Annotated in this window: 14 protein-coding genes; all 14 read right to left on the reverse strand. The window is 25.9% G+C overall.

Annotated elements, in window-relative coordinates; all coding sequences use genetic code 11:
* Positions 1 to 9: 9 nt before the first annotated feature.
* The gene (gene xdhA, locus I2E98_RS03530; protein ID WP_195467586.1) at positions 10 to 2301 is read right to left on the reverse strand and encodes a xanthine dehydrogenase molybdenum-binding subunit XdhA; all 2292 of its coding nucleotides are present in this window, start codon (positions 2299 to 2301) and stop codon (positions 10 to 12) included.
* A 111-nt stretch (positions 2302 to 2412) separates the two neighbouring features.
* The gene (locus I2E98_RS03535; RefSeq protein ID WP_195467587.1) at positions 2413 to 2913 is read right to left on the reverse strand and encodes a hypothetical protein; all 501 of its coding nucleotides are present in this window, start codon (positions 2911 to 2913) and stop codon (positions 2413 to 2415) included.
* 179 nt (positions 2914 to 3092) lie between these two features.
* Entirely contained in the window at positions 3093 to 3923 is an 831-nt protein-coding gene (locus I2E98_RS03540; protein WP_195467588.1) for a deoxyribonuclease IV, read from the reverse strand.
* 168 nt (positions 3924 to 4091) lie between these two features.
* Positions 4092 to 4364, reverse strand: a complete 273-nt coding sequence (locus I2E98_RS03545; RefSeq protein WP_195467589.1) for a hypothetical protein — start codon at positions 4362 to 4364, stop codon at positions 4092 to 4094.
* Positions 4365 to 4370: 6 nt separating this feature from the next.
* Positions 4371 to 4523 carry a hypothetical protein gene (locus I2E98_RS03550; protein WP_195467590.1) on the reverse strand — a complete coding sequence of 51 codons (153 nt, stop codon included), beginning with the start codon at positions 4521 to 4523 and terminating at the stop codon, positions 4371 to 4373.
* A gap of 187 nt (positions 4524 to 4710) precedes the next feature.
* A complete protein-coding gene (locus tag I2E98_RS03555) occupies positions 4711 to 5229 on the reverse strand; it encodes an NUDIX domain-containing protein (RefSeq protein ID WP_195467591.1) in 519 nt (172 codons plus the stop codon).
* A 216-nt stretch (positions 5230 to 5445) separates the two neighbouring features.
* Positions 5446 to 5769: an inorganic pyrophosphatase gene (locus I2E98_RS03560; RefSeq protein WP_195467592.1), complete on the reverse strand. Its 324-nt coding sequence runs from the start codon at positions 5767 to 5769 to the stop codon at positions 5446 to 5448.
* Positions 5770 to 5785: 16 nt separating this feature from the next.
* Positions 5786 to 7171: a peptidoglycan binding domain-containing protein gene (locus I2E98_RS03565; protein ID WP_243250922.1), complete on the reverse strand. Its 1386-nt coding sequence runs from the start codon at positions 7169 to 7171 to the stop codon at positions 5786 to 5788.
* Between the two features lie 138 nt (positions 7172 to 7309).
* The gene (gene cls / locus I2E98_RS03570; RefSeq protein ID WP_195467594.1) at positions 7310 to 8851 is read right to left on the reverse strand and encodes a cardiolipin synthase; all 1542 of its coding nucleotides are present in this window, start codon (positions 8849 to 8851) and stop codon (positions 7310 to 7312) included.
* Positions 8852 to 8926: 75 nt separating this feature from the next.
* Positions 8927 to 10090 (reverse strand): SAM-dependent methyltransferase, encoded by a 1164-nt coding sequence (locus I2E98_RS03575; RefSeq protein WP_195467595.1) that lies wholly within the window; start codon positions 10088 to 10090, stop codon positions 8927 to 8929.
* 413 nt (positions 10091 to 10503) lie between these two features.
* Positions 10504 to 11547, reverse strand: coding sequence for a calcium/proton exchanger (gene cax, locus I2E98_RS03580; protein ID WP_195467596.1), 1044 nt, complete (start codon positions 11545 to 11547; stop codon positions 10504 to 10506).
* 107 nt (positions 11548 to 11654) lie between these two features.
* A complete protein-coding gene (locus tag I2E98_RS03585) occupies positions 11655 to 12299 on the reverse strand; it encodes a pentapeptide repeat-containing protein (protein ID WP_195467597.1) in 645 nt (214 codons plus the stop codon).
* Between the two features lie 110 nt (positions 12300 to 12409).
* The gene (locus I2E98_RS03590; protein ID WP_195467598.1) at positions 12410 to 12646 is read right to left on the reverse strand and encodes a hypothetical protein; all 237 of its coding nucleotides are present in this window, start codon (positions 12644 to 12646) and stop codon (positions 12410 to 12412) included.
* Positions 12647 to 12728: 82 nt separating this feature from the next.
* Entirely contained in the window at positions 12729 to 13226 is a 498-nt protein-coding gene (locus tag I2E98_RS03595; RefSeq protein ID WP_195467599.1) for a hypothetical protein, read from the reverse strand.
* Positions 13227 to 13356 lie beyond the last annotated feature (130 nt).

Consider the following 13356-nt stretch of genomic DNA (forward strand, 5'->3'; position numbering starts at 1 on the left):
ACCTCCCCCTTAAATTAATCCAACTTCTTTAAATTTTTCAAAAACACTTTGTGGATTCATAGGTATTTTATTAAATGCTACCCCAGTTGCATCTAACACTGCATTTCTTATTGCTGGAGCAGGTGAAATAGTTGGATTTTCTCCTAAAGATTTTTGTCCAAAACTACCCGCTGGATCTGCCTCTTCTACAAAATCTACACCAATAGTGGGAGTGTCTAATATTGTTTGAACTTTATAATCTAATAAATTATTATTTAAGGGTTTACCTGATTTTTTATCAAATAGCAATTGTTCTGCTAATGCATAACCCAGTCCCATACTTACTCCACCCTGAACTTGTCCTTCTGCAAGCTTATGATTTAATATTTTACCTGAATCATGGATATTGTATATTTCTAACACTTCAATTTTTCCAGTTTCAATATCTACTTCAACTTCTGCAAAAGTTACACCATAGGCAACTGCATTGATCCTTACATTTTCAGATGTATCACTTGTTATTGGTTTTGCATTTATCCTATCATAATAAGAATATAATGCTATATCTCCTAATGGACATAGTACATCTCCTATTTTTTTCTCAATTATATTTCCATCCTCAATATCTAGTTCCTCAATATTTAAACCATATTTTTTGCTTGCAATAGAAAGAACTTTTTCCTTTACTTCTTGTGCTGCTTTTTTAACTGCTGCACCTGTAACAAAGCTTTGTCTTGAAGCATATGCACCTGTATCAAATGGAGTAATATCAGTATCTTGAGTTGTAATAATATGAACATCCTCTATACTTATTCCTAAAACTTCAGCTACCATTTGAGAAAATACAGTATCACTACCTTGTCCTATTTCTGTTGCACCTACTTGCAATTGAACAGAACCATCTTGATTCATTACAATTCTTGCACCAGCCAATTCTAGAGATACAGGATGAGTGCCTGAGAAATAACTAAAACAAGCCACTCCTAATCCCCTTCTTTTATTTGAAGTCTGGTCTTTATATATTTTCTTTTTTTCATCCCATCTTATTAATTCTTTTCCTTTTTCAATACATTTATCTAATTTAAAAGATCTTACTTTAATTTCATTTAAAGGATCAATATGACCAAGTGATATAAAATTATCTTTTCTAAATTTTATTGGATCTATATTTAACTTTCTTGCTATATCATCAATATGAGATTCTAAAGCGAAGCAAACTTGTGGAATTCCATACCCTCTCATAGCTCCTGCCGTTGGTAAATTGGTATACACAGTTTTGGGTTCAACCCTTATAGATTTAAAATTATATAGTGGTCTAAATTTACTTGCTGCACTCATTGCAATGGAATGTCCATGAGAAGCATAAGCACCGTTATTAACTATATTTTTCATATAAATCCCCAATAATTTACCTTCTTTTGAAACTGCACTTTTAATATTAAATTTCATAGCATGTCTAGTTCTTGTATCAATAAACACTTCTTCTCTACTTAATGAAAACCTAACAGGTCTTCCATTAACCTCTAAAGTCATAGCTGCAGTTAATGGTTCTATTATCACATCCTGTTTATTTCCAAAACCACCACCTATATATGGTTTAATAACCCTAATACGTCCCCACGGTATATTTAACGCCTGACCAACTATTCTCCTAACTATATGAGGTATTTGAGTTGATGTAACTATAACTATTCTATTGTCACTATCAACATAAGCATATGCTGTTTGATTTTCAAGCTGACAATGTTGAACTATACTGGTTTCATATTCACCTTCAAATATAAAATCTGAGTTTTTAAATTCATTTTCAATATCTCCTATATCTATAACAGAAGAGGCGAGTATATTATTTTTTCTATCTTCATGAATTTTAGGTGCATCATCTTCAGCTGCTTCTTCTACATCAAATACAGCAGGTAAAATCTCATAATCAACTTTTATTAACTTTAATGCTTTTTCAGCTATTATTTCATCTTTAGCTACTATTGCTGCAATTGCGTCTCCTACTAATCTAGCTTTATCTGTTAATATTAATCTATCTTCTACATCCCTATGAGTAGGATCTAATGAATAGGGATGCCCTGCTGTTGCAAACTTTATTTTAGGTAAATCCTTAGATGTAATTATTGCATATACCCCTTCTAACTTTGATGCCTCTTCTACATCTATATTTTTAATATAGGCATGAGCATAAGGACTTCTAAGCACTTTTCCTACAAGCATATCCCTTTCCATAAAATCATCTGTGTATTTAGCTCTACCTGTTACTTTTGCAAAAGCATCAACCCTATTAATATCACTACCTAAAATTTTATAAGACATTAACTCACCTCTCACTATTTATTTTTTATCCTCATAATCCTTGTAACTTATCTCAATATATGTTATTTCAATTATAATACAATTAAGTTAATTGTTAAATACTACATAATTTTATAGTAGTGGTCTTCTAATAAAAAGTCCTTCAGATTTGAACATATCCATAACAAATCTTAAATCTATGCATCCAAAATCCATAACCTTGATGCACCATGAATTTATTTCTATTCCAATTTTTAATTCATTAAATATAATATCCATTCTCTTTTCTGGAACAGATAAGTTATAAATTACATCATCTATAAATCTATTTAGATCGTTATTATAAGGTTCAAAAGACAAACTATCTCCCTCTTCATGTACCAATTTAAAAATATGACTATCATAAAGATATAATTTGCTCATTGATAAAACAAACTTATTTAAAACATTATAACTGTTATTTTTTAAGATAATATTTTCAAAGTCACTATATTTTCCTATATTAGCCACCTTTCTAGGAAGTATATCAATTACATAAATATCTCTATACTCCTTTTGTTTATAGCTATCATTTATTAATTTTTGAAATAATACCTCAATTGCTTTAGTTTCCTTACCATTATTTTCATTCATAAAAATCACCTCTATTTTTTAGCTTTTATTATATGTATATTATTAAAAAAACTAAAATAATATTTATAACATTATTTTAGTCCTTTTTATTGTTTTATATTATAATCAATTATTTTTTTTATAAAAAAAATGAAAGTATTTATCTAGCTTGGTAGCTATAAATACTTTCACTTATATTATTATTTATATTGTTCTTTTAATAACTCTATTTCATTTTTATATCCATCTAACTCATTAGGAGTTTCTAAGAAAAATGGTAAATGTCTAAGCTTAGGATGATTTATTATTCTACTTATTCCTTCAAGACCTAAAGTTCCCTCACCAATTTTTTCATGTCTATCCTTATGACTCTTAAAAGGGTTTTTACTATCATTTAAGTGTATAGCCTTTAATCTATCTAAGCCTATTATTCTATCAAATTCTTCTAGAACATTATCTAAATCATTTACTATATCATATCCAGCATCATAAACATGGCATGTATCTAAACATACACCTAAATGATCCTTTAACTCAACTCTATTTATAATTTCTGCTATTTCTTCAAAGCTTCTTCCTATTTCAGTCCCTTTTCCAGCCATAGTTTCAAGTAAAACAGTTGTTGTTTGCTCAGGTTTTAATACTGTATTTAACATTTCTACAATATAATCTATTCCAACATCGACGCCTTGTTTAACATGACTACCTGGATGGAAGTTATATAGATTGTTAGGTAGATATTCCATTCTAACTAAATCATCTGCCATCATTTCAGTTGCAAATTTTCTTGTATTTTCATCTGCTGAGCATCCATTTAAAGTATATGGAGCATGTGCTAATATTTTAGCAAAATTATTTTCTTTCATTATTTCTAAAAGTCCATTAATATCTTTTTCATCTATATCTTTAGCTTTTCCACCTCTAGGATTACGAGTGAAAAATTGAAAAGTATTAGCTCCAATAGATAAAGCTTCTTTTCCCATATTCTTGAATCCTTTTGTAGTAGATAGGTGACATCCTATGTTTAACATGTGTAGCCCTCCAATATTGTATAATATTTACACTAAGTAAAATTCTAAATCTTTTATTTAGTAAATTAAACTTACACTTACAAATGCATATAAGTAACGTGTTTTATTACTTTAAATATACTACAATATTATAATACTATCAATAGATAATAATTATTATTAAATAATTCATTCTTTATTTATTTCTTCATTTAATATTGTGACTATAAACTCTTCTATTGAATCATAGCCATAATCATAAGCTAAATTTCTTAACATATACTTTTCATCTTCATCTATTTCTAATAATATCTCTGTTTTATATTGATCATCTATTTTTTCTTTTATTCTTTTTTCAATTTTATTTTTCTCTTTAATATCAGAATAAAATCCATAAATTATAATAAGACTATAAAAAACAATAAATAACTTATGTAATATACTCCCACTTATAAAGTCCATATTCTTCTATTCCTCATAATTTTCAATCCAAGGATCATATATACATATCTGCTTTATATATTCAGTTATGCTTTTATTATCGCTTATGGCTTTATCTCTAATCTTTCTCTCATCATTTCTTGATAACTTTAAAATTATAGTCTCTGTTCTATTTCCCATAAATCTCCACCCCTTTAATTGAGATTCTAACTTTATAATTTAAACTTAATATATTTTATTATGTATACTAATAAATTATTACTAAAATAATAAAATGGATTATATCAAAACAAATTATGATATAACCCATTAAACTATTATTCTGCGTTTATCCTTTCAATTAAATAGCTTATCCTATTTTTTTCATTTATCGTGTATGTGTACCTTTTGTATCTTTCATGAAGAATAGCAACTCTATTAAACTTTTATGATAAGGTATAAAAGTTTCTTCATCAATCATCTTTAATATTTCTTCCTTTGAAGCCCATTTAACTGCTTTAACTTCCTCATATTGCAAGTATAGATCTGATATTTCTATATCTTTTTTAATTAAATACATATCGTCAAATCCATCTTCAAAGTTTATTGTAAGAGCTGGTCTTATTCCATCTAGAGATAACTTATATCCAATCTCTTCATAAACTTCACGCTCTGCCGCTGATTGACTTGTATCACCAGAAATAGCACTACCCCCAACAGTAACATCCCACATATTGGGCCAACTACTTTTAAAAAGTTGCCTTTGTTGAATTAACATCTCCCCTTGAGAATTGAAAATACATACATGAACTACTAACCTATAAAAACCTTTAGTAATTTTTTCACCTCTCACCATTGTTTCCTCAGTTTTAATTCTATCCTTAGTATATAAATCCCAAATCTCCATAATATATCTTCCTTATAAATTTCTATTTCCCTATATGTTTATACAAATCTCATCCTCCTTATTATACCATATAATAAAAATACTGTATGTTGTTAAGTTCGTACTTTATCTTAATCAATAACTATAAATTACTAATAATAAGAGCAACACATTTATTTAATTGTAAAAAAATCTCTCCTATTACTAGAGAAATAATTACAAATATATTTTCAAATTTTACATTAGTACTTCATAATCAAAATATTTTTCTTGAAATTGTACTTGCTTTTCTATTTCTCTAATAGTAAATTTCATCCCTTTTGGAGCCACTATCCATTTATCTTCAATATCATTTTTTCTATGAATAATTGCAATTATCTCTCCTGTGAATGACTCTATTGGTTCTTCAACTCCTAAAATATATGCATCCTGTTCTTCTCCATCTGGTGCTATTATCCCTTCAATATATCCATAATTAATTGGATAATAAATTTCTTTATGTTTAGGATGATATGTTCCCTTTTTTCTATCAACTGTGACCGTCACTATCTTTCCTATCATATTTATTTTTTCCTTTCTATTCTTCCTTATAACAAATAATAGGAGTTCCTGGCTCTATATTTTCATATATTTTTTTAGCCAAATACTCAGGTGCATTTACACATCCATGACTACCATCTGTCTTATAAATAGAACCTCCAAAAGATCCTCTCCAACTAGCATCATGTATACCAATATTACAGTTAAATGGCATCCAATACTTAACATTTGAACTATATCCAGCACCTTTTAATGTCGCATTTTTCTGTTTATAATTTAATATATAAGTACCTTGTGGAGTTGCATTTCCTCTACTTACATTTCCTGTTACAACATCTCCTTGTACAATTAATTCTCCATTCTTATAAAACCATAAAGATTGATTAGTTAAATTTATTTCAACATAAGTATTACCAATATCATTTTCTCTAGTCCCCCATGCCTTTTGTATATATAATGGTTCCTTTTTTATAGTTTCACCATTTTTTATATTATTAATTAATTCATCAAATTCTTTAGTTTTATCAATTTTCCACCCATAATTTCCCCCTACTACTTCGACCGTTTTTCCAGTAGTAGTTTTAAAAGTACGAGTTTTTCCATAAGTGTCATATTTAAGACTTAAATCATTTAAATATTCTTTAATCTTCTTTTCATTAAGTACAACATTCATAGATTGGTCTACTTCTAACCACTCATTAATTATACTTCCATCTAAAATTTCTATTTCATCATCAAAATTATAATACACTGTAGTTGATACAAATGTATTTAACTGTTTTTGAGCTTCTATAACCTTCTCACTTGTTGATGTAAAATCTGGATATTCGTAAGCATTTATCTCTTCCAAATCAATAGTTTCTGTCCCTATTAATACAGAATTCAATATATAAGCATATAAATAATTTTTATTAACTTTATTTCCATATACTTCTTTAATTATTTCATATTCAATACCATTATAATGGAAACAAGCATCTAAAGGTTCAATAACATTCTCCTTAGCAAAACATGCTAATTTATTAAACTCCTCATCAAGTAAAGTTTTTTCATATGAATAAACATTATTTATATTATATACATTCTTGGTGAATAAAACCTTAGGCCATAAAAAACCATTTTGTTTTTTCTTTAACTCATCTATTTTATCAGTTCCCTTATATTCAAAATTAATTTTATCTCCTTCAATATATTCTATTACATCATTTCTTTCTTTTATTTCTAGAACATAATTATGTGATGCATTTAGTAATTTAGCATCAGCCTCTTCTACAGTTTTAAAAGATACATTTACACCATTTATATATGTTCCTATAAAAAAGTGATTATTAAAATAAATAGAAATAAAAAAATATATTATTAATAAAGCAAAAATAGTAGTAATTACAATAAAGGTTATACTATTTTTTTTATTATTAACCAAAATAACCATTCCCCCTCATGATATTTATAAAAATGCTTGTACATTCTATTATTATGTAATTAATTTATCTTTTAAAACAAATAAAAAAAATAATAATGAAGGAGTTATACTCTCTCATTATTATTTCAAATTAATTTCTTACATTAATGGCGCAATTAATTTTAAAAGTCCTCCGCCAATTTTATAAAAAATATTTAATTTATTATAATCTTCTATAGTTATCAGCTTACACGCTGCTAATGTATTTTGAAAATCATTTTCTACATACTTTACAGTGTTAGTTTTATAAAAGAATGTTGCACATTCAAAGTGAAGGTATAGGCTTCTAAAATCTAAATTTATAGTTCCTACTACAGCTTTTTCATCATCACTTGAAAATACTTTAGCATGTACAAAACCTGGCGTATACTCATATATCTTAACTCCTGCCCTTATAAGCTCTGGATAATATGTTCTTGCTAACATAAAAGCACTCTTTTTATCAGGAATACTAGGTAATATTAATTTTATATCAATACCTCTTTTAGCTGCATATGTTAATGCTATCATCATTTCATTATCAATAATTAAATATGGAGTCATAATATGAACATATCTTTTAGCTGTAGCTAATATGTCTAGATATACATTTTCTCCAACATTCTCATTGTCTAAAGGACTATCACCATAAGGCATTACATAGCCAATAGAGTTTTGTTCTTCTTTTTCTATAGATATATATTTTTCAAAATCATCATGATTCTTTTCATTTATATTCCACATTTGTAAAAACATCAAAGTAAAGCTTTTTACTGCATCTCCAGTTAACATTATTGCAGTATCCTTCCAGTGTCCATACTTTTCAATACGATTTATATACTCATCCCCTAAATTTATTCCTCCATTGAAAGCTACCTTTCCATCAATAACAAGTATCTTTCTATGATCTCTATTATTTTGAGCCGTTGATAGAACTGGCTTAATAGGCGAGAACATTTTGCACTTTATTCCCTTCTCTTTAATAAAGTCAGGATAATTGTATGGTAATAATGATAATGAGCACATACCATCATACATAAATCTAACTTCAACACCTTCTTTAACTTTTTCTTCTAATAATTCTAAAATAGAATTCCACATATAACTTTCTTCAACAATAAAGTACTCCATAAAAATAAATTTTTGAGCTTTTTTTATTTGCTTTTTCATTTCTTTAAACTTTTCTTCACCTAAAGAAAAGTATTCTATATCTGTATTTTTATAAATAGGATATCCACCTATATTAACCATATATTTAGCTAAATTAGCTACCTGCATGTCCACCTCTTCTAATTCAGCAATAACTTTCTTATCTTGTGATAGATATTGTTGTGTTTCATCTATAATTTTTAGTAATTTATAGTTAATAAGCTTACTTTCAACTTGAAACTTTACAAATAAATAAAATAATGCCCCAAAAACAGGTGATACAACAAAAAGTACTATCCATGCTAATTTAAAAGATGGATTTTCATTTTTATTTAGAATATAAATAACTAAAATTGCTGTAAGTACAGTAAATCCACCGTATATATATGGAATGTCTTCACTTAACCACATAAATGCAAATCCTAATATTGTAATTTGTATAACTAATAGAGCAATTATCATCAGTACTCTTCCATATATAACATTAAAAGCTTTTTTTCTACCTGATTTCATAAATTTCTCCTTATATATATTTTAAAATAAAGACAGTAAAAATTCTTTATGTCTTTACTGCCTTTATTTATTAGATTAAATTAAATTATCATTTTTTAGTAAGTTATATAATGTTGGATTAAAATTAAATGTTTCAATTAAATTGTTAACTTCTTTAATAGATCTTTCTCTTTTTTCCTTTGACACATTTGATTTTGAAGCTCTAATTAAAATATTTTTTGGGGAATGTGAAATATCTATAAATTCTAATAATTGAGTCTTATATCCTGCACATTCCAATAAGTTTGCTCTTACACTATCAGTCATTAAAGCAGCTACTCTTTCTTGAACTATACCATACTTAGTTAATATTGATAATTTATCTGCTTTCATTTGAGCATTAAATTCATGCTGACAACATGGTACAGAGAAAATCATCTTACTATTCCACTTAACAGCGTTATATAGTGCATAATCTGTTGCTGTATCACAAGCATGCAATGTTATTACCATATCAACCTTATTATTATATTTAAATCCATTAATATCACCTAATTCAAAGTGTAGGTTCTCATATTTATATCTTTGTGCTATTTCATTACACTTTTTAATTACATCTTCTTTTAAATCTAAACCAATCATTTTTACATTTATATTTTTTATTTTAACAAAATAGTAATATAACACAAATGTTAAATATGATTTACCACATCCAAAATCTAATATTGTTAACTCTTTATAATTATTCTTTTTAATTTCATCATCAATTATTTCAATAAATCTATTTATTTGCTTATATTTATCGTATTTAGAATTAATAACTTTACCTTCTTTAGTAAATACACCTAAATCTATAAGAGGTTCAATTATCATCCCTTCTTTTAATATATAATTTTTCTCTTTATTATGTCCTTTTTTAACAACCTTAGAATTATCACTTTTCTTTTTTCCTAAAAATACTTTTCCTTTTTTTGATATTTTAATATCATATGTACAATTCTCTGACCATGCTGAAAATTGTTTATAAGCTCTATTTAAACACTCATATACTTTCTCATTAATTCTTTCTATATTTATATTTTCATGAAAAACTTGCTTATCAGTAAATTTTTCTATTTGATAAAATCTACCTTTATTTGTTTCCTTTAAATTAACTGCTATTTTATTGTATTTAATTTCTTTATTAAGCTTATTACTTATAACAATTTTTATTATGTCATCCTTAAATACTTCATCTAATGCTTTTTTTAACTCTTCCATTTACATCCACCTTGTTTATGTATAATATAATATCATTTTAATTTATATAATATCATTTTTCTATTATTAATTATATATATTAAATTGAATTATTCAATTTTTTATTGTTTTTTTGTATATAAAAAATAAATAGCTAGTATATGTTATATACTAGCTATTTATTTTTTAATAATTTTCTTTTATATTTTGAGCTTTTTTACCTTTTCTATGCTCACATCCACAATTATTCGCCTTTTTTTCTTTTTCTTGTTGACTTGAACAACAACAGCTATGTTTTTCACCCATAGTATTATTCCTCCTATAAGAAAATACATTATAATGTTCTTTCACATTACAAAGTTATTTTACTCATTTATAGATATATAATGCTATGTAATTACAGTACTAATTAGTATTATTATCTAATGTTAGCTTTATACTATAAAGAATCCGGCTGCAATTATTAAATATACAGCAACTAACTGAGCTCCTTCTAACCAATTAGACTCACCATCACTAGCTACTTTATTAGCTATTAAAACCGAAACAATAAGAGCAATTAGCTCAAATTGATTAAATATTATGGTCATAGGTGTAAACATTAGACTTAAAAATACAAGTACTGGGGCAACAAATAATATTATTTGCAAACTTGATCCTATTGCAATTTCAATTGCAACATCCATTTTATTTTTTAATGCCATTACAATTGCAGTAGTATGTTCTGCTGCATTTCCTATAATAGGAATTAATATAATACCCACAAAAGATTCACTTAAACCTAATTTACTTGTTATTCCTTCTACTCCACCTACTAAAAATTCACTTTCGATTGCAATAAAAATAGTAGATACTATTAATATGATTATAGCCTTTTTTAATGACCACTTTGCCTTTCCTTCTTCCTCATAATTAACTGCATATAACTCCTTATGAGTAAAGAAAGAAAATACTAAGCTTAATATGTATAGTATAAACATTATAACTGCTACTGCTATGCTTAACCCTTCATATTTAGTATTTAACAAATTACTAGAAAAAGTATGAGTAAATACTGCCGGTACAGATAACCCTATAACTGCAAATAGTAGCATACTTGATGTTACTTCTACTATATTTCTATTGAATTTTTGACTTTTATGCTTAAGTCCTCCTATTAGCATACTAGCCCCTAACACTAATAGGATATTTCCTATTATTGATCCAGCTATTGAGGATTTAACAACTTCAAATAATCCTTTCTTTAATGCAAAAAATGATATTATTAATTCTGTTGCATTTCCAAAGGTTGCATTTAAAAAACCTCCAATTTTAGGACCTGAATAAAAAGATATTTCCTCTGTACCTTCTCCCATTAATCCTGCAAGAGGTATAATTGACAAAGCTGCCAAAATAAACATAACTGCAGGAGAAAAGTTCATAAATTTTCCTATTATGCTGATTGGAATAAAAATCAACATATATTTTAGAATTTTCATATATATCACATCCAATTCATATCAATATCTGTAGTATTTTCCCCATTAAACTAAAATATTATTATAAAAAAAACTATCTATGAAAAATCATAGATAGTTTTAATAATTTATTTTATATTTAATCCTAATAATCTACTTAAATCTAAGGCTTGCATTGTTGTTACTGTAGTTCCATATATATTAGGAATATCTATATCAATACCTGTAATATCACAAGTAGTTAAGTCTATTTTCCCTAGGAATGTTTTATTAAAAAATCCATTAGTTAAATCACAATTTTCAAATACACTTTTCTCTAGCTTAACATCTTGTAATACTGATTCCGTCATATTACATTCTACAAAGTTTACATTATTTATCTTAGTAAAAGAAAAGTTAGAATATTTTCCTAATACATTTTTAAACAAAACATTTTTAAAGTTGCATTCATCAAATCTTGCTCCAATTAGTTTACAGTTTATAAATTGAGTTCTATGTATACTACTACCAATAAAGGATACATTAGACAAATCACAATTTTTAAATATTGTATCTATTAAATCAACTCTTTCAAAACTACAATCAATAAAAGTTACATTATTAAATATACAGGAATCTATAGTAATACCTATATCATTCTTACTTTCAAGATCTATATTTTCTATAAGTTTATTTTGTATTTTTTCACTATATATAAATTCATCTCTTATATTTATAACATTTTCAACATCCTCAATAAATTTAGGATTTTGTATTTTTATTAATTTAGGCATTAAGCTTTCTCCTCACTTTTATATCATATTATGTATATTATATAATACATTTACAATATATCATATACATTCTAACTTAGAAGAGGTTACATTATTTTTAAATTTCTAATTTAATATCCTAACAAATAAGGACTTAACCTTTTATTTGCTGGGGTTATTACATATATATTACCTTCATATGGTGGTAAATCCGATAAACAAACACATGTTCTAACCCCGATAAAACTATCATTTTTTATTAATTTTAATTCTGAATTTGATTTAATTATAGAAACCACTTCACTTCCTAAAATTGCTTCTCCACCTAAATTAACATATCCATACACCTCAGTTTTCTTAAATATCACTTTATAATACTAAAAGGCTATATTATTTTATTTTACTTTAACTTAAAGTCTTTTAAATAAATTAATATAGCCCCTTATAATCCTATTTTTTAAAATTATTTATATTTTTTAAATTACTCAAATTTATATCTAGTATATTAATTCCAAATTCAAGACATCCATTAGTAGTATTTAGTGTACTAATATCTAATTTTTCCAATTTAATTCCATATGTGTCAGTACAATAGACTTGAACTATTTTTTCAATATCTATTGTTAAAACTTTATCTTTTAAATTCATTCCTTCTATATCATTTATAGACTTAGTCAAAAGCGCTATAGATCCTTTAACTAATGGATTAGAAGAACTTTTCCCGGAAATTTGAAAGTTATTAATATCAATATAAATTATATTATTCTTAAAACTAGATATTGTCATTGATGTATCAAAATCAATATTTAATCCAACTAACTTATAAATTCCACTTGCATTAATTGTATTTCCCAGCTCCAATTTTTTAATTATTGTTTTATCTTGTAAAGCAATTAAATTTAATATATCCTCTTTTGATAAATTTAATACTAAATTTTTTAATTTCATATATTTCATTCCTCTAAATAATAAAATTTTATTCATAAAATTATATTCTCTAGTTAAAATTTAATTCCTATATTTTTATTAATATATAGTTACACATCTTTATAAGATAAAAATAAAATATTATATATAC

It is taken from the genome of Clostridium sp. D43t1_170807_H7 (assembly GCF_015555905.1).
Classification (GTDB): Bacteria; Bacillota; Clostridia; order Clostridiales; family Clostridiaceae; genus Clostridium.